The sequence below is a fragment of the Pseudomonas helleri genome, assembly GCF_001043025.1.
GTDB lineage: Bacteria > Pseudomonadota > Gammaproteobacteria > Pseudomonadales > Pseudomonadaceae > Aquipseudomonas > Aquipseudomonas helleri.
The window spans coordinates 156,038-172,911 of sequence record NZ_JYLD01000003.1; the positions used below are offsets into that span (position 1 = coordinate 156,038).

General features: G+C 57.2%; 16 protein-coding genes. 1 reads left to right on the forward strand and 15 read right to left on the reverse strand.

The annotated features are described in order from the left end of the window. Nucleotides 1–582: 582 nt before the first annotated feature. The 8 genes from rpoS to TU84_RS06230 form a co-directional block, all read right to left on the reverse strand. Nucleotides 583–1,587: an RNA polymerase sigma factor RpoS gene (rpoS, locus tag TU84_RS06195; RefSeq protein WP_048368060.1), complete on the reverse strand. Its 1,005-nt coding sequence runs from the start codon at nt 1,585–1,587 to the stop codon at nt 583–585. Nucleotides 1,588–1,695: 108 nt separating this feature from the next. Next, a complete protein-coding gene (locus tag TU84_RS06200; RefSeq protein ID WP_048368462.1) occupies nt 1,696–2,517 on the reverse strand; it encodes a peptidoglycan DD-metalloendopeptidase family protein in 822 nt (273 codons plus the stop codon). A gap of 208 nt (nt 2,518–2,725) precedes the next feature. After that, nucleotides 2,726–3,361: a protein-L-isoaspartate(D-aspartate) O-methyltransferase gene (locus TU84_RS06205; RefSeq protein ID WP_164488137.1), complete on the reverse strand. Its 636-nt coding sequence runs from the start codon at nt 3,359–3,361 to the stop codon at nt 2,726–2,728. A gap of 41 nt (nt 3,362–3,402) precedes the next feature. Beyond that, nucleotides 3,403–4,152, reverse strand: coding sequence for a 5'/3'-nucleotidase SurE (gene surE / locus TU84_RS06210; protein ID WP_048368063.1), 750 nt, complete (start codon nt 4,150–4,152; stop codon nt 3,403–3,405). Further along, a complete protein-coding gene (truD, locus tag TU84_RS06215) occupies nt 4,140–5,198 on the reverse strand; it encodes a tRNA pseudouridine(13) synthase TruD (RefSeq protein WP_048368065.1) in 1,059 nt (352 codons plus the stop codon). Before truD ends, surE begins: the two co-directional genes overlap by 13 nt. Next, nucleotides 5,195–5,668 carry a 2-C-methyl-D-erythritol 2,4-cyclodiphosphate synthase gene (gene ispF, locus TU84_RS06220; RefSeq protein WP_048368067.1) on the reverse strand — a complete coding sequence of 158 codons (474 nt, stop codon included), beginning with the start codon at nt 5,666–5,668 and terminating at the stop codon, nt 5,195–5,197. Before ispF ends, truD begins: the two co-directional genes overlap by 4 nt. 52 nt (nt 5,669–5,720) lie before the next feature. Further along, entirely contained in the window at nt 5,721–6,566 is an 846-nt protein-coding gene (gene fghA, locus TU84_RS06225; protein ID WP_048368069.1) for an S-formylglutathione hydrolase, read from the reverse strand. 153 nt (nt 6,567–6,719) lie between these two features. Further along, nucleotides 6,720–7,832 (reverse strand): S-(hydroxymethyl)glutathione dehydrogenase/class III alcohol dehydrogenase, encoded by a 1,113-nt coding sequence (locus tag TU84_RS06230; RefSeq protein WP_048368070.1) that lies wholly within the window; start codon nt 7,830–7,832, stop codon nt 6,720–6,722. 109 nt (nt 7,833–7,941) lie between these two features. Here TU84_RS06230 and TU84_RS06235 point away from each other — a divergent pair, with 109 nt between their 5' ends. Next, nucleotides 7,942–8,841, forward strand: a complete 900-nt coding sequence (locus TU84_RS06235) for a LysR substrate-binding domain-containing protein (protein ID WP_048368071.1) — start codon at nt 7,942–7,944, stop codon at nt 8,839–8,841. Between the two features lie 81 nt (nt 8,842–8,922). Here the strand turns inward: TU84_RS06235 and ispD are convergent, their stop codons facing one another. The 7 genes from ispD to accA all read right to left on the reverse strand — a co-directional run bounded on the left by ispD (nt 8,923) and on the right by accA (nt 16,735). After that, nucleotides 8,923–9,627 (reverse strand): 2-C-methyl-D-erythritol 4-phosphate cytidylyltransferase, encoded by a 705-nt coding sequence (ispD, locus tag TU84_RS06240; protein WP_048368073.1) that lies wholly within the window; start codon nt 9,625–9,627, stop codon nt 8,923–8,925. Next, on the reverse strand, nt 9,624–9,902 hold the full coding sequence (ftsB, locus tag TU84_RS06245) for a cell division protein FtsB (protein WP_003440483.1): 279 nt from the start codon (nt 9,900–9,902) through the stop codon (nt 9,624–9,626). Before ftsB ends, ispD begins: the two co-directional genes overlap by 4 nt. Before the next feature lie 169 nt (nt 9,903–10,071). After that, entirely contained in the window at nt 10,072–11,361 is a 1,290-nt protein-coding gene (gene eno, locus TU84_RS06250; protein ID WP_048368076.1) for a phosphopyruvate hydratase, read from the reverse strand. Nucleotides 11,362–11,515: 154 nt separating this feature from the next. Beyond that, a complete protein-coding gene (gene kdsA, locus TU84_RS06255) occupies nt 11,516–12,361 on the reverse strand; it encodes a 3-deoxy-8-phosphooctulonate synthase (protein ID WP_048368078.1) in 846 nt (281 codons plus the stop codon). Nucleotides 12,362–12,366: 5 nt separating this feature from the next. Continuing rightward, nucleotides 12,367–13,998: a CTP synthase gene (locus TU84_RS06260; RefSeq protein WP_048368080.1), complete on the reverse strand. Its 1,632-nt coding sequence runs from the start codon at nt 13,996–13,998 to the stop codon at nt 12,367–12,369. Between the two features lie 272 nt (nt 13,999–14,270). Next, complete coding sequence (gene tilS, locus TU84_RS06265; RefSeq protein ID WP_048368081.1) at nt 14,271–15,587, reverse strand: tRNA lysidine(34) synthetase TilS; 1,317 nt, start codon at nt 15,585–15,587, stop codon at nt 14,271–14,273. Nucleotides 15,588–15,787: 200 nt separating this feature from the next. Further along, on the reverse strand, nt 15,788–16,735 hold the full coding sequence (gene accA, locus TU84_RS06270; RefSeq protein WP_048368083.1) for an acetyl-CoA carboxylase carboxyl transferase subunit alpha: 948 nt from the start codon (nt 16,733–16,735) through the stop codon (nt 15,788–15,790). Nucleotides 16,736–16,874 lie beyond the last annotated feature (139 nt).

Genomic DNA, 16,874 nt, shown 5'->3' on the forward strand with positions numbered 1-16,874 from the left:
TTTAAACACATAAAAAAACGCCCAAGGCCATTCAAGCCCTGGGCGTTTTGTTTTAAATGCAGGTAACGGCTTAAACGCTTAAGTGGCGCGCCAGAGCACTTTTTAACGGGCAAAAAAAAGGGGCGGTTTGACCCGCCCACATTTTTTCCCTAATCCCTTTTGTTCCTTCTCATCATCCTGATGAATTGCATCCTGCAATGTCCTTAACGTTCCTCCTTGAACGCCGTGTCTATCCGTCGACACAGTTAAGATACTAGAGCCTTCTAAAATTGCTGCAAGCGCACCAGTTATAGATTTTTATTACAAAGCAGAGCTATAAAAAAACATAAAACCTATTATTTTCAACGAGTTAAAAAACTTATCGAGTAAGAAAAAGTCATTCATTCCTACGTCTTTCGCCGTTGGCTTACAGAAAACGTAAGTAAAGGCTTACATCCGATCGCAGATAAAGCTCAACTTCGTACGTGTCATCCCATTTCAAGCCCACACATTTTTAAGAACAGGCCTGAATTGACTTGGCGCAAAAAATGTCAGCCCATAAAAAAACCCCGAAAGCTCGGGGTTTTAGTCAGCACACTTCGTTTACTGAAACAGTGATTCGCTCGACAAACCATTACGTTCAAGAATCTCACGCAGGCGCTTGAGCCCTTCAACCTGGATTTGTCTTACACGTTCACGGGTCAAGCCAATTTCCAGCCCGACATCTTCAAGGGTGCTGCTTTCATGCCCACGCAAGCCGAAGCGGCGAATCACCACCTCGCGCTGTTTGTCGGTGAGCTCGGATAGCCACTCATCAATACTCTGCGACAAATCATCGTCCTGCAGCAGCTCACAAGGGTCTGTAGGGCGATCGTCGGTGAGGGTATCAAGCAGTGTTTTATCGGAGTCCGGACCTAAAGAAACGTCTACCGAAGACACACGCTCGTTAAGTCCAAGCATGCGCTTGACCTCCGAGACGGGTTTTTCGAGCAGATTGGCGATTTCTTCAGGGGAGGGTTCGTGATCGAGCTTTTGCGTCAGTTCGCGCGCAGCTCGCAGGTAGACATTGAGCTCTTTTACAACGTGGATCGGCAAACGGATGGTTCGGGTCTGGTTCATGATTGCCCGTTCAATCGTCTGACGGATCCACCAGGTGGCGTAGGTCGAGAAGCGAAACCCGCGTTCCGGGTCAAATTTCTCGACTGCCCGAATCAGGCCCAGGTTGCCCTCTTCGATCAGGTCTAGCAGTGAAAGCCCACGATTGACGTAGCGTCGGGCGATTTTCACCACCAGTCGCAAGTTACTTTCAATCATGCGTTTGCGCCCAGCGGGATCGCCACTTTGCGATAAACGCGCAAAATGGACTTCTTCTGCTGGTGAGAGCAACGGGGAGAAGCCAATTTCATTGAGGTACAGCTGAGTCGCATCGAGCGCCCGGGTGTAATCAATGTACTTGTGCTGCTTTGAGGCAGCTGCTTTTTTCGACTTGGTGCGAGCTGTAGGGGTTGAGTCGTTTTCTTCTGACATCAAGTCACTATCGATGCTGGCGTCCATAAGGAGCACCTCATCGTCGATGTCAAACCCCGGCGCTTCTTTGCTGAGAGCCATTGTTCTAGTCCTTTGGTGAGTTCGACCTCAAGCTCAAGCATCGCCTTTATCCTTGGCAACGCTGGAGCCTGTTCCTTTCATCTACATCAGGAACAGGCTGGTAACTGATCAACGGCGTGGAAGGAATTGCAATGGATCTACAGGTTTACCCTGGCGGCGAATTTCAAAGTGAAGTTTCACCCGGTCTGTACCAGTTGACCCCATTTCGGCAATTTTCTGCCCGACCTTGACCTGCTGCCCCTCCCGTACCAAAAGCCTGCGGTTGTGGCCGTAGGCACTAACATAGGTGTCACTGTGTTTGATGATGACTAATTCGCCGTAGCCCCTCAATCCACTGCCGGCGTATACAACTGAGCCATCAGACGCAGCTAAAACAGGCTGTCCCAAATCTCCGGCAATATCAATACCTTTATTCAAACTACCGTTTGAAGAAAATTTTCCGATCAAAATACCGTCTGCGGGCCATCCCCAGCCTTTGGGTGCAGGGCCTGCAGGCAAAGGCTGCGTGTTGACCGGTGTCGCCGTCGTAGCGACCGGGCGCTTGGTGACAGTGGTTTTACTGCCTGATGAAGACGAAACTACGGTGGTTGTCGTGCCCCCTGAAGGGACAGTTCCTGCACGTCCATCGAAACGGATTGATTGCCCCGGAACGATCGTATACGGCGCCGCAATGTTGTTTTTTGCCGCCAGCGCTTTCCAGTCCCAACCGTAGCGAAAGGCAATCGAGAACAACGTATCGCCACGCTTGACCACATACTGACCGGTGGTCACAGCCGGGCGCTGAGCCACACCGTTAACGCCACTTGTACCGCTTTTGGACGCGCTGGAACACGCCGCCAACATCGCCAGGGAGACACTTAACACCAGACCCGCCACTACTCTCTGATAGCTTATGGTCCCCATACGCTGCGTAATGACTGTGAGACTCACCCGCCGCTCCCTTTGAAGATGGCTAAAAATTAGAACGCCAGTCGCGGCCCTCATTGGGCGCAAGTATAACTGGCTGTACAGCTTTGCAGACGGCAAAGCCCATTCATAAACGTATTGTTTAAACCCTAAACAGGCACCGGACGGGCCTGACCACTGCGCTGTATGACCCGTACCCGGCTTGATAATTCAGCCGGGCAGCGCTAAAGAATCAGGCCAGCGGCCCATTAAGCAGCGGTACAAACCGCACATTGCCGATTACGCGCCTGGCAAAGCCGTGCTCTTCACGCACGATCAGCATCAGTTGCTGAACGTCACCGGCACCGACCGGAATCACCAGGCGCCCGCCCGGAGCCAGTTGGTCGAGCAAGGCTTGCGGTACATCCGTGGCCACGGCGGTGACGATAATGCCGTTGTAAGGTGCAAGCGCCGGCCACCCTTCCCAACCATCGCCCCAGCGAAAGACCACGTTACGCAAGTTAAGCTCAAGCAGACGTTCTTTGGCGCGATCCTGCAGCACCTTGATGCGTTCGACCGAGAAAATCCGCTCAACCAACTGCGACAACACTGCCGTCTGGTAACCCGAACCGGTGCCGATCTCCATGACTTTGTCCAGCGGGCCGTCTTCGAGCAGCAGCTCGCTCATGCGCGCCACCATATACGGCTGGGAGATGGTCTGGTTGTTGCCAATCGGCAGCGCCGTGTCTTCGTAGGCACGGTGGGCCAGGGCTTCATCAACAAACAGGTGACGAGGTGTACGCCGAATGACCTCAAGCACTTTCTGGTTAACGATGCCCTCTTCACGCAGGCGCTGAATCAGCCGCTCACGTGTCCGCTCCGAGGTCATGCCAATGCCGCGATGCATCAGGCCATCCTGCTCACGCCCCATCAGCCCAACCCCTCCAGCCAGCCATCGAGGCTTTTGAAGGCATCTCCAAAGGTGCGATCCAGCTGTAACGGGGTAATCGACACATAACCCTGCATCACAGCGTGGAAGTCGGTGCCGGGGCCGCCGTCTTCCGCGTTGCCCGCGGCGGCAATCCAGTAACCCGCCTTGCCACGCGGATCGACCATGCGAACCGGCGCCGCTGCACGGGCGCGATGGCCCAGGCGGGTGAGCTGGATGCCGCGGATCTTGTCCAGCGGCAAATTGGGAATGTTGACGTTCAGCACGGTGCGCGGCGGCAGTTCAAGCAGGTGATGAGCATCCACCAGCTTGCGCGCGAAATAGGCCGCGGTCGGCAGGTTGTCGACCTGGCGCGAGACCAGCGAGAACGCAAACGAAGGGCGCTCCAGAAAGCGCCCTTCAAGGGCTGCTGCCACGGTGCCCGAATACAACACGTCATCACCCAGGTTGGCACCCAGATTGATCCCCGATACCACCATGTCCGGCTGCGGCTCCAACAGGCCATTGAGGCCCAGGTGCACGCAGTCGGTCGGCGTCCCGTTGATGCTGATAAAGCCATTGGTCAGGGTATGCGGATGTAACGGGCGATCGAGCGTCAGCGAGCTGCTCGCGCCACTTTTGTCTTGATCGGGGGCAATCACCACGCACTCGCAATAATCCGCCAAGGCGTCATAAAGCGCAGCTATCCCCGGGGCGCTGACCCCATCATCGTTTGAAATCAGAATACGCATAGGCTGTCCGTTTGCCCCAAAGACACCAGATCAACAAGTTCGCGCACCAGGACAGTGGCGAAGCATCCGGCCGGCAGTACAAATTCCAGTTGCAGAATATCTGGTTGCGGATAATGCCACGTCAGTCGGCCAATGGGCAGCCGCAGAATACGTCGCTCGTGGCTCATGCCAGCGCGAACCAGCCAGTCACGCAAATCGGCTTCACGCTCGGTAATGGCTTGCTCCAGTACCTGGGTCGCACCTGTGGTCGGTGAATCACCTTCGCCCCACTGCGGGCCGGTCGGGTGCAGATCAAGGATAGCCAATCGCGGGTCATTGCACTCCGCTTCGCCCGCCGGGAAAAAGCTCCGGCTGTCGGTGAAGGCCAGCAGATCCCCTACCTGTGCACGCTGCCAGCTGCCATCGGCGACGCGGGCGGCCAGCACCTGATTGAACAGATAGCTGCGCGCGGTAGAGAGTAGACGCGAACGGACATTGCGCTGCTCCGGCAAGGCTTTGCGCGCAGCGTAATCGCGCGCCTCGCCCAGATTGCCGCCTTCCCAGCCAAAACGCTGGGTGCCGAAATAATTCGGCACACCCTCGCGGGTGATCAATTCCAGACGTTGTTGCAAGGCGTCTTTGTCGGCATTCAGTTGCGTCAGGCGCAACGTGAAACCGTTTGCCGCGTGGGCACCGCGTTGCAGTTTACGTTTGTGCCGCGAGGTCTTGAGGATCTTCAGCGTGTCGTTTTCAGCACCTGACAGGTCAGGGTCCGCCTTGCCCGGCAACTGCACACTGAACCATTGGCGGGTCAGCGCCTGACGGTCCTTCAGACCGGCGTAGCTCACCGTGCGCAAAGGCACGCCTGCGGCCTTGGCAATGCGCCGCGCCGCTTCTTCGGTATTCAGACCACGCTTTTCTACCCACAACCACAGGTGCTCGCCATCCCCGGACAGCGGGATATCCAGCACTTCATCGACCTGAAAATCTTCAGCCGTGGCTTTTAGCACTGCGGTGCCCAACGGCACGCCGTGAGCTGTCGGCCCCAGCAGATCAAACTCGTTCATGCGCGAACCAACAAAGCGATGGAATGCACCGCGATGCCTTCTTCACGGCCCACGAAGCCGAGTTTTTCAGTGGTGGTGGCTTTTACGTTTACCTGGTCCAAATCAACCTCAAGATCCGCTGCAATCAACGCACGCATCGTTTCAATGTGCGGTGCCATTTTTGGCGCCTGAGCAATGATGGTGTTGTCGACATTACCGACTTTCCAGCCTTTGGCATGGATCAACCCGACGATATGGCGCAACAGGACACGGCTGTCCGCGCCCTTGAATTGCGGATCGGTGTCCGGAAAATGCTTGCCGATATCGCCCAGCGCCGCCGCCCCCAGCAATGCATCGCTGAGCGCGTGCAGCAGCACGTCGCCATCAGAGTGGGCCAAGAGCCCGAATTTATGAGCAATACGCACGCCGCCCAGGGTTATAAAATCGCCTTCAGCAAAACAGTGCACATCATAGCCGTGGCCAATACGCATAAAAAAACGCCCCGATTAAGTCAGGGCGTGATTCTACCTACTTTGCTCAACATTAGGCGCTTAGTGCACGCGCGTGATGCCGCAAGTGGTCGTCAATGAAGCTGGCGATAAAGAAATAGCTGTGATCGTAGCCCGGCTGCAGACGCAAAGTCAGCGGATGGTCCGCCAGTTTGGCTGCTTGTTGTAGCGCTTCAGGCTTGAGCTGGACAGCCAAAAAGTCATCCCGATCACCTTGGTCTACCAGCAACGGCAGCTTTTCAGTGGCCTCGCTGATCAACACACAGGCATCCCACTCGCGCCAGCGCGCACGCTCTTCACCCAGGTAATGGGTGAACGCCTTCTGCCCCCAAGGGCAGTCCATCGGATTGCTGATCGGCGCAAATGCCGACACCGATTGATAGCGCCCCGGATTGCGCAAGGCACATACCAGAGCCCCGTGACCGCCCATCGAATGCCCGCTGATGCCGCGTTGTTGCGACGCAGGGAAATGAGCCTCAACCAATGCAGGCAATTCCTGCACCACATAATCATGCATCCGGTAATGTTGGGCCCAAGGTTGCTGGGTGGCGTTGACATAAAAGCCCGCCCCCAGGCCGAAATCCCACGCACCTTCCGGATCGTCCGGCACACCTTCGCCACGCGGGCTGGTGTCCGGACAGACGATAATCAGGCCCAACTCGGCGGCCAGTTTCATGGCGCCAGCCTTGTGCATGAAGTTCTCATCGGTGCAGGTCAGCCCCGACAACCAGTACAGTACCGGCAGCTTGACGCCCTGCTCGGCCTGGGGTGGCAAATACACGGCAAACACCATGTTGCAGCCCAGAACTTCAGAGCGATGCTGGTAACGCTTGTGCCAGCCGCCAAAGCTTTTCTGGCAGGAAATATTTGTTAAGGGCATAGAAGCAGCTCCAGGCTTTTAGCTGCAAACCGCATGATAGGCCCACTGTAGGAGCGAGCTTGCCTCGCGATCTTTTGATCGTTAAAAAGATCGCGAGGCAAGCTCGCTCCTACAGAGTCAGTGATTGGGCTTACCCCGGCTTGTAGCTATTCGTCAGAATTTAATAACAGTACGAATGCTTTTGCCTTCGTGCATCAGGTCGAATGCCTTGTTGATGTCTTCCAGGCCCATGGTGTGGGTGATGAACGTGTCCAGCGGGATTTCGCCGGTTTGCGCCATGTCGACATAGCTTGGCAGCTCGGTACGACCGCGCACGCCACCGAACGCCGAACCACGCCATACGCGGCCTGTCACCAGTTGGAACGGACGGGTCGAAATTTCCTGGCCAGCACCGGCAACGCCGATGATCACCGACTCGCCCCAGCCTTTGTGACAGCATTCCAGCGCCGCACGCATCAGTTGCACATTGCCGATGCACTCAAAGGAGAAATCAACGCCGCCGTCGGTCATGTCGACGATCACTTCCTGGATCGGGCGATCAAAGTCTTTCGGGTTGACGCAATCCGTCGCGCCCAGCTGTTTGGCAATCTCAAACTTGGCCGGGTTGATGTCGATGGCGATGATCCGCGATGCCTTGGCTTTGACCGCGCCAATCACTGCCGACAGGCCGATGCCGCCCAAGCCGAAGATCGCCACGGTGTCGCCTGGCTGGACCTTGGCGGTGTTGAGCACTGCGCCAATCCCGGTGGTGACGCCGCAACCCAGCAGGCAGACTTTCTCCAGCGGAGCATCTTTTTGAATTTTAGCGACGGAAATTTCCGGGAGTACGGTGTACTCCGAGAACGTCGACGTGCCCATGTAATGGAAAATCGGCTCGCCTTTGTAGGAGAAACGCGTGGTGCCGTCGGGCATCAAGCCTTTGCCTTGGGTCGAACGAATGGCCTGGCAAAGGTTGGTCTTGCCCGACAGGCAGAATTTACATTGGCGGCATTCCGGGGTGTACAACGGGATCACGTGGTCGCCAACGGCCACCGACGTCACGCCCTCACCGATGGCTTCTACGATGGCGCCGCCTTCGTGGCCCAGGATCGACGGGAAGATGCCTTCCGGGTCCGCGCCCGACAAGGTGTAGGCATCAGTGTGGCAAACGCCCGACGCCACAACCCGCAGCAGCACTTCGCCAGCCTTGGGCATGGCGACATCCACTTCTACGATTTCCAGTGGCTTTTTGGCCTCGAACGCTACGGCAGCACGTGACTTGATCATCCATCGTCTCCAGCAAAGTAAAAACAAGGTGCCGAGTGTAAATCAGCTCTGAGTGATTAATAATCCAGGCAAAAAGCAAAACATTATTGCTCTACAGGGACAATCGACCGTGAACGAAAACCGCTGGGAAGGTATAGACGAATTTGTCGCAGTGGCCGAGTGCGGCCAATTCACAGCGGCGGCAGAGCGCCTGGGCGTATCGTCTTCGCACATCAGCCGCCAGGTGGCGCGCCTTGAAGAGCGCTTGCAGACCCGTCTGTTCTACCGCAGTACCCGACGGGTCACACTGACCGAAGCCGGGCAAACCTTTTTGCAGCACTGCCAGCGCCTGCAAGATGGCCGCGAAGAGGCACTGCGTGCCATCGGCGACCTGACCAGCGAGCCCAAAGGCATGCTGCGCATGACCTGTGCCGTAGCCTATGGCGAACGTTTTATCGTGCCCTTGGTGACGCGTTTTATGGGCTTGTACCCACAATTGCGGGTCGACATTGAACTGACCAACCGGCCACTGGACCTCGTACACGAAAGTCTCGACCTAGCGATCCGGCTGGGCCGACTGCATGACTCAAGCCTGGTCGCAGCCCGCCTGGCCCCCAGACGCATGTACGTGTGCGCGTCGCCGTCGTATCTGGAGCGATACGGGCGGCCCCATAGTTTGTCGGAATTGAGCCGCCACAACTGCCTGATTGGCAGTTCGGACATCTGGCAACTGGAGCAGGATGGGCGAGAATTCTCGCAGCGGGTGCAAGGCAATTGGCGCTGCAACAGTGGGCAGGCGGTATTGGACGCGGCGTTATTGGGGGTTGGCTTGTGTCAGCTACCGGACTACTACGTGCTGGAGCATTTGAAGACCGGGGCGCTGGTGTCGTTGCTCGATGCGCACCAGCCACCCAATACCGCGGTGTGGGCGCTGTACCCACAACAACGGCACTTGTCGCCCAAAGTCAGAAAGCTGGTGGATTACCTGAAGGCAGGCTTGGCCAAGCGGGAAGAGTATTCGGGATCATAGAAACCTGTGTAGGAGCGAGCTTGCCTCGCGATCTTTTAAACGATCAAAAGATCGCGAGGCAAGCTCGCTCCTACGCGGGGATCAGCGGTTAGCCCAGCGCAGCCGCAGCCATTCAAGGTCTTCGGGGCGGGTGACTTTGATGTTGTCTGAACGGCCTTCGATCAGGCGTGGCGCCTGCCCCGCCCATTCCATTGCCGAGGACTCGTCGGTAATGGTCGCATCCGACACCAGGCTGTCAGCCAAGGCGCGGTGCAGCGCACCCAACCGAAACATCTGCGGCGTGTAGGCCTGCCAGATCAAGCTGCGGTCGACGGTTTCGACTGCCCGGCCATTTTTGTCCACGCGCTTGAGCGTGTCCCGCGCCGGAACCGCCAGCAAACCACCGACCGGATCATCTGCCAGCTCGTAGAGCAGCTTGTCGAGGTCTTCGCGTGACAAATTAGGTCGCGCGGCATCGTGTACCAGCACCCAGTCATCATCACTGGCGCCCTGCGCATGCAGGTACAACAAGGCGTTCAACACCGAATCGGCACGCTCGCGGCCACCGTCAACCCGGGCAATACGCGGATCGGCAGCACATCGCAAAGAGGGCCAGAACGGATCATCAAACGCCAGACTGACCACCAAACCTTTAAGGCCAGGGTGATCAAGGAAACAGCCAAGGCTGTGTTCAAGAATACTGCGCCCGCCCAACTGCAAATATTGCTTGGGACGGTCTGCGGCCATACGGGCACCCACGCCCGCGGCAGGAATCACGGCCCAAAAGGCCGGTGAGGCGATTCTCATTGGGCCAACTGGTAGAGGGTTTCGCCCTCTTTAACCATTCCCAATTCATGGCGGGCCCGTTCTTCAACGGTCTCCATGCCTTTTTTCAACTCGAGGACTTCCGCATCCAGCACGCGGTTACGCTCCAATAGCACTTCGTTTTCAGCATGCTGATCAGCAATTTGCTGCGTCAGATCTGTCACCTGCGCCAAACTCCCATTCCCCACCCACAGGCGATACTGCAGGCCAGCCAGAAGCAAGAGCAAAATGAGGAACAACCAATTGGGACTGCGCATCGAATATCAGGTATCCAGTGAAAAGACAGCCATGCCGACAAACGTAAACAACCAACAGTACAAAGCCTGGAAGAACCAGGCTTGTACTTGATAAGCATCAGGTTAGTGTCAAAACACCCACGATGGCGAGTTTTCTGACGCAACCTGTTGTCTTTTTACCACCAACTGCTTAGCCGCGGAACTCGCCACGACCGTTGTACTTGGCTTTAGCACCCAATTGCTCTTCGATACGCAGCAATTGGTTGTACTTGGAAACGCGGTCCGAACGGCACAGGGAACCGGTTTTGATCTGGCCAGCCGAGGTGCCCACGGCCAGGTCGGCAATGGTGGAATCTTCGGTTTCACCGGAACGGTGCGAGATCACAGCGGTGTAACCCGCGGCCTTGGCCATCTGGATGGCTTCCAGGGTTTCGGTCAGGGTGCCGATCTGGTTGAACTTGATCAGGATCGAGTTGGCGATGTTTTTATCGATGCCCTCTTTCAGGATCTTGGTGTTGGTCACGAACAGGTCGTCACCTACCAGCTGAACTTTCTCACCGATTTTGTCGGTCAGGATTTTCCAGCCATCCCAGTCAGACTCGTCCAGACCGTCTTCGATGGAGATGATCGGGTAGCGCTGAGTCAGACCTTTGAGGTACTCGGCGAAACCTTCGGAGCTGAACACCTGACCTTCGCCGGACAGGTTGTATTTGCCGTCTTCGTAGAATTCGCTGGCCGCGCAGTCCAGTGCCAGGGTCACATCAGTGCCCAGGGTGTAACCGGCGTTGGCGATCGCTTCGGAGATCACTTTCAGTGCATCTTCGTTGGACGCCAGGTTAGGTGCGAAACCACCTTCGTCGCCCACTGCGGTGTTCAGGCCACGGGCTTTGAGCACAGCTTTGAGGTGATGGAAGATTTCGGTGCCCATGCGCAGTGCGTCGGAGAAGGTCTTGGCGCCAACTGGCTGAACCATGAACTCCTGGATATCGACGTTGTTATCAGCGTGTTCGCCACCGTTGATGATGTTCATCATCGGGACCGGCATCGAGTAAACACCCGGCGTGCCGTTCAGGTTGGCGATGTGCGCGTACAGCGGCAGGTCCTGGTCCTGAGCTGCAGCCTTGGCTGCTGCCAGAGACACCGCCAGGATTGCGTTAGCGCCCAGCGAGCCTTTGTTTTCAGTGCCGTCCAGCGCGATCATCGCGTGGTCCAGCGCTTTTTGATCAACTGGGTCTTTACCCAGCAGCAGGTCGCGAATCGGGCCGTTGATGTTGGCAACCGCTTTCAGCACGCCTTTGCCCAGATAACGGCTCTTGTCGCCATCACGCAGCTCCAACGCTTCGCGCGAGCCAGTGGAAGCACCGGAAGGCGCGCAAGCACTGCCGATGATGCCGTTGTCGAGAAGCACGTCGGCTTCCACAGTGGGATTGCCACGGGAGTCGAGAACTTCACGACCTTTGATGTCGACGATTTTTGCCATTGTTGTAAGCACTCCAAAGTTGACGAAAACGACGCAGCTGAGGGAAATCTGGTTATCGCCGGCAAGGATCGAAAAACGGGCAGCCTTGCGGACGATAAAGCTCGGGCCACAAGAGCCCGAGAAATCGTGCGGTACTTTACCGGAGAAAAGCGGATCAGGCCGTTTCTATTGTCGGAAAACTTTTAACCAACTCATCCAGCGACTTCAGTTGAGCCAGGAAGGGCTCAAGCTTGTCCAGACGCAAGGCGCAAGGGCCATCGCATTTGGCATTGTCAGGATCCGGGTGCGCCTCAAGGAACAGACCGGCCAGGCCCTGGCTGATGCCAGCCTTGGCGAGGTCGGTAACCTGGGCACGACGACCACCGGCAGAATCGGAGCGACCACCGGGCATTTGCAGCGCGTGGGTCACGTCGAAAAAGACCGGGTATTCAAATTGCTTCATGATGCCGAAGCCCAGCATGTCGACCACAAGGTTGTTGTAGCCAAAGCTTGAGCCACGCTCACAGAGGATCAACTGATCGTTGCCCGCTTCTTCGCACTTGCTCAGGATGTGCTTCATTTCCTGAGGAGCAAGGAATTGGGCTTTTTTGATGTTGATCACGGCACCGGTCTTGGCCATGGCCACAACCAGATCAGTCTGGCGCGACAGGAAAGCCGGCAACTGGATGATGTCGCAGACCTCGGCGACCACGGCTGCTTGCGCAGGCTCGTGGACGTCGGTGATCACCGGCACACCAAACGCTTGCTTGATGTCCTGAAAAATCCGCATGCCCTCTTCGAGGCCGGGGCCACGGTAAGAGTTGATCGATGAACGGTTAGCCTTGTCGAAACTGGCCTTGAAGACGTAAGGGATACCGAGCTTTTCGGTAACACGTACGTATTCTTCGCACACCTGCATGGCCATATCACGGCTTTCCAGCACGTTCATGCCACCGAACAAGACCATTGGCTTGTCGTTGGCAATGTCGATATTGCCTACGCGGATAATTTTTTGCGCCATGCTGATTAAGCCTTCTTCTCGTGTTGCGCCAATGCTGCTTTAACGAAACCGCTGAACAGAGGGTGACCATCACGTGGAGTCGAGGTGAACTCCGGGTGGAACTGGCACGCCACGAACCAAGGATGATCCGGTGCTTCAACCACTTCTACCAGCGCGCCGTCACCGGAACGACCGGTCACTTTCAGGCCCGCTTCGATCAGTTGCGGCAGCAGGTTGTTGTTCACTTCATAGCGATGACGATGACGTTCAACAATCACGTCCTTGGCATAGCAATCATGAACCTTGGAGCCGGCTGCCAGTTGGCAGTCCTGCGCGCCCAGACGCATGGTGCCGCCCAGATCAGAGGTTTCGGTACGGGTTTCGACTGCACCGGTGGCGTCTTCCCACTCAGTGATCAAGCCCACAACCGGGTGGCCGCTGCTGCGATCGAACTCGGTGGAGTTGGCGTCTTTCCAGCCCAGCACGTTACGCGCGAACTCGATAACGGCCACTTGCATGCCCAGGCAGATACCCAGGTAAGGCACCTTGTTCTCGCGAGCATATTGAACCGCGGTGATCTTGCCTTCTACGCCGCGCAGACCGAAGCCGCCCGGAACCAGAATGGCGTCAGCGCCTTCGAGCAGTTCAGTGCCTTTGTTTTCGATGTCTTCGGAGTCGATATAACGCAGGTTGACCTTGGTACGGTTGGAAATACCGGCGTGGCTCATCGCTTCGATCAGCGACTTGTACGCGTCCAGCAGTTCCATGTACTTGCCAACCATGGCGATAGTGACTTCGCGCTCAGGGTTGAGCTTGGCGTCGACCACTTTGTCCCATTCGGACAGGTCGGCGCTGTTGCACTGCAAGCCAAAACGCTCAACGACGAAATCATCCAGGCCCTGAGCGTGCAGCATGCCCGGGATCTTGTAGATGGTGTCGGCGTCTTCCAGAGAGATGACCGCACGCTCTTCAACGTTGGTGAACAGCGCGATCTTGCGACGCGAAGACACATCAACGTGGTGATCGGAACGGCAGATCAGCACGTCTGGCTGCAGGCCGATGGAGCGCAATTCTTTAACCGAGTGTTGCGTTGGTTTGGTTTTCGTTTCGCCAGCAGTGGCGATGTACGGAACCAGAGTCAGGTGCATCAGCATGGCGCGCTTGGCGCCCACTTCGATGCGCAACTGACGGATAGCCTCGAGGAACGGTTGGGACTCAATGTCACCCACAGTGCCGCCAATCTCGACCATCGCTACGTCGGCATCGCCGGCGCCCTTGATGATCCGACGCTTGATTTCGTCAGTGATGTGCGGAATCACCTGGATGGTCGCCCCCAGGTAATCACCACGGCGCTCCTTGCGCAGGACGTGTTCGTAAACGCGGCCCGTGGTGAAGTTGTTGTTCTGGGTCATGGTCGTGCGGATGAACCGCTCGTAGTGGCCCAAGTCCAGGTCGGTCTCGGCGCCGTCATGAGTGACGAACACTTCACCGTGCTGGAACGGGCTCATGGTGCCCGGATCAACGTTGATGTAGGGGTCCAGCTTCAGCATGGTGACCTTAAGTCCCCGCGCCTCCAGGATGGCTGCCAATGAAGCCGAGGCAATGCCTTTCCCCAATGAAGAAACAACACCGCCCGTGACGAAGATGTAGCGCGTCATGAAAAACCCTAGAAGTCTGCGTTAAAGCGGTCAGAGCCGCCGGGGAGAGCGAAGGAAGGCCGAAGCCCCCAATCACCAGCATTAGTCACAGTGCACCTTTCGAAAAACTGCTGCGTTGAAACAGACCGATGGAGACCAACGGTTCGATACAAGCCACACATTTTTTTAAAATCGCCCAGCAAAGACTGCTTGGTAATCGGCAACATCTGCAATTCCGGTGAATTTACAGAAGTTGTATCAAGAAGGGAGCGTAGTCTACCGGAAAGCCCCTTTCAGCTCAAACCTTGATCGCTGGAAGTTGGCAACCACTGCAATTGCCAACGCCCACAGGGGTCGCAAGCCAGTCCCTGAAGGTTTGCCACCGCCAATAACTGCTCACTGCGGTACAACAGCGGCAATCTGCCACGCACAAAGCCGGGTACGCCGTGCTCGTTGAGCAAACGCTTGAGATCCCGATGCCCGCGTTGCGCCAGCTGCATCACCTCACCACCTTGACGATAGCTCACGTGCAAAGGACCTGCGGGAATCTCGCCGAGCAAACGTAACTGACCATTACCCGGCAGGCTCAATGGTAAATCCGCCTGCTCCCACGCCAACGGCGCAACAGGCTGACGCAACGAGTCGCCGCTTAACCACCAGAGGTGACCGCCAGCCCGGTGCAACTGGCCCTCGGCCAGTGTCCAGATCGGCTGCGCATCTTCGCGGGCATCGCGCAGGGTTTCCCAGCCGGCCCAATGATCGGTGTCCGGCAGTTGAGTGAAGCCGGCCAGCCAATGGCGCAACGCGTTGCGTTGACGGGCCGCTGAAAGCCCGGCAATCGGTGCCAGCGCCAAGGACGGCAGGCCAAGCCAGGAGAACTCGGTGTGCGGGGTTGCGGCGGCGATATCCTGTTGCGCCAACTCGTCGAGCAAGCCTTGCGCCTCGGCACAATGGGCAGCCGTGCGCGCCAGGCTCGCAGCAGCTTGCGGCCAGCGCTTGGTCAGGGTTGGAAAAACCTCATGGCGTAGATAGTTACGCGAAAAATCGGTTTGGGTGTTCGAAGGGTCTTCGACCCAGCTCAAGCCGTGCGCGCGCGCGTAGGTTTCCAGCTCGGCGCGAGAGACATCCAGCAAGGGACGGCACAAATGGCCCTGCCCCAGCGCCCGCTCACGGGGCATGGCGGCCACCCCGCTCACCCCTGCCCCGCGCAAAAGGCGAAACAACACGGTTTCTGCCTGATCATCACGGTGCTGGCCCGTCAGCAAGACTTCGCCCGCCTGCGTGACGGCTTCAAAAGCCTGATAGCGCGCTTCTCGTGCAGCGCGCTCAAGGCTTGCGCCAGGGCGGACCTGCACCTGGAACACCTGCAACGGCACAGCCAGCGAATCACACAGCACCTGACAATGCGCCGGCCAGGAATCAGCAGCCGCCTGCAAGCCATGATGCACATGGACGGCGGACAGAGCAGGAAGCGAGTGGGTTTGACGCAGATGGGCGAGCAGGTGCAGCAGAACGGTTGAATCAAGGCCGCCAGAGAGTGCGACGTGCCAGGAATTGGCGTTGCGCCAGGGGGTCAGGGCTTGAAGCAGTTGCGTTGAGAGGTTGGGCATGTCGAGCACCGTCCAGATCAAAAGCCCCTCACCCTAACCCTCTCCCGGAGGGAGAGGGAACTGACCGGATGCGAACTCTAGAACACCGCTAATCAGCGCCTCCCCCAGAGGGAGGGGAACTGACCGGGTGCGAACTCTAGAACACCGCTAATCAGCGCCCTCTCCCCCCGGGAGAGGGTTGGGGTGAGGGCAAGCTTCGATCAGAGACCGTAGCTCATCAGGCGGTCATAACGACGCTTGAGCAAGGTTTCGGTGTCCAGCTTTTTCAGCATGTCCAATTGCGACAGCAGCTCACCACGGATGGTCGCAGAGGCTGCGGCCGGATCACGGTGGGCACCGCCCAATGGCTCGGTGATGATCTTGTCAACAATACCCAGGCCCTTGAGGCGCTCAGCGGTAATGCCCATGGCTTCTGCTGCGTCCGGCGCTTTCTCGGCGGTTTTCCACAGAATCGAGGCGCAACCTTCTGGCGAGATCACCGCGTACGTCGAGTACTGCAGCATGTTCAACTGGTCGCAAACACCAATCGCCAATGCACCGCCCGAACCGCCTTCACCGATAACGGTAGAGATGATCGGTGTTTTCAGGCGAGCCATCACCCGCAGGTTCCAGGCAATCGCTTCGCTCTGGTTACGCTCTTCAGCGTCGATCCCAGGGTATGCACCCGGTGTGTCGATGAACGTCAGGATCGGCATTTTGAAACGCTCGGCCATTTCCATCAGGCGGCACGCCTTGCGGTAGCCTTCTGGACGCGGCATACCGAAGTTACGGCGAACCTTCTCGCGCACTTCGCGGCCTTTCTGGTGACCGATCACCATCACGGGCTGGTCATCCAGGCGCGCAATACCGCCCACGATGGCGGCGTCATCCGAGAAGTGACGGTCGCCGTGCAACTCGTCGAACTCGGTGAAGATGTGATCGATGTAGTCCAGGGTGTAAGGACGACGCGGGTGACGGGCCAGACGAGCAATTTGCCAACTGGTCAGCTTGCCGAAAATATCTTCAGTCAGCGTTTTGCTTTTGTCTTGCAGGCGAGAGATTTCATCGCTGATGTTCAGCGAGTTGTCATTACCGACCAAGCGCAACTCTTCGATTTTGGCTTGCAGGTCAGCAATCGGCTGTTCGAAATCAAGAAAATTCGGGTTCATAAGCATCCGTCTTGGGTCGGCGGCAAAGCATGCCAGCGGGTTTGAAGCCCAGCATTTGCTGGTGAATCCAACCCGACTGGGGCAGCCGGTTGATCTGTATCGCGCCTACCTTAAGGGAGAGGCGCTCTCAGGTCGAGAT

Bases quoted from the DNA above. Each gene is read 5' to 3' on its own strand.
- truD (WP_048368065.1), bottom strand. From the start codon at position 5,198: ATGAACGAGTTTGATCTGCTGGGGCCGACAGCTCACGGCGTGCCGTTG.
- TU84_RS06205 (WP_164488137.1), bottom strand. From the start codon at position 3,361: ATGACCTCGGAGCGGACACGTGAGCGGCTGATTCAGCGCCTGCGTGAA.
- kdsA (WP_048368078.1), bottom strand. From the start codon at position 12,361: ATGGCGCAAAAAATTATCCGCGTAGGCAATATCGACATTGCCAACGAC.
- ftsB (WP_003440483.1), bottom strand. From the start codon at position 9,902: ATGCGCAGTCCCAATTGGTTGTTCCTCATTTTGCTCTTGCTTCTGGCT.
- TU84_RS06260 (WP_048368080.1), bottom strand. From the start codon at position 13,998: ATGACGCGCTACATCTTCGTCACGGGCGGTGTTGTTTCTTCATTGGGG.
- accA (WP_048368083.1), bottom strand. From the start codon at position 16,735: ATGAACCCGAATTTTCTTGATTTCGAACAGCCGATTGCTGACCTGCAA.
- fghA (WP_048368069.1), bottom strand. From the start codon at position 6,566: ATGCCCTTAACAAATATTTCCTGCCAGAAAAGCTTTGGCGGCTGGCAC.
- surE (WP_048368063.1), bottom strand. From the start codon at position 4,152: ATGCGTATTCTGATTTCAAACGATGATGGGGTCAGCGCCCCGGGGATA.
- tilS (WP_048368081.1), bottom strand. From the start codon at position 15,587: ATGCCCAACCTCTCAACGCAACTGCTTCAAGCCCTGACCCCCTGGCGC.
- rpoS (WP_048368060.1), bottom strand. From the start codon at position 1,587: ATGGCTCTCAGCAAAGAAGCGCCGGGGTTTGACATCGACGATGAGGTG.
- TU84_RS06230 (WP_048368070.1), bottom strand. From the start codon at position 7,832: ATGATCAAGTCACGTGCTGCCGTAGCGTTCGAGGCCAAAAAGCCACTG.
- eno (WP_048368076.1), bottom strand. From the start codon at position 11,361: ATGGCAAAAATCGTCGACATCAAAGGTCGTGAAGTTCTCGACTCCCGT.
- ispD (WP_048368073.1), bottom strand. From the start codon at position 9,627: ATGAGAATCGCCTCACCGGCCTTTTGGGCCGTGATTCCTGCCGCGGGC.
- ispF (WP_048368067.1), bottom strand. From the start codon at position 5,668: ATGCGTATTGGCCACGGCTATGATGTGCACTGTTTTGCTGAAGGCGAT.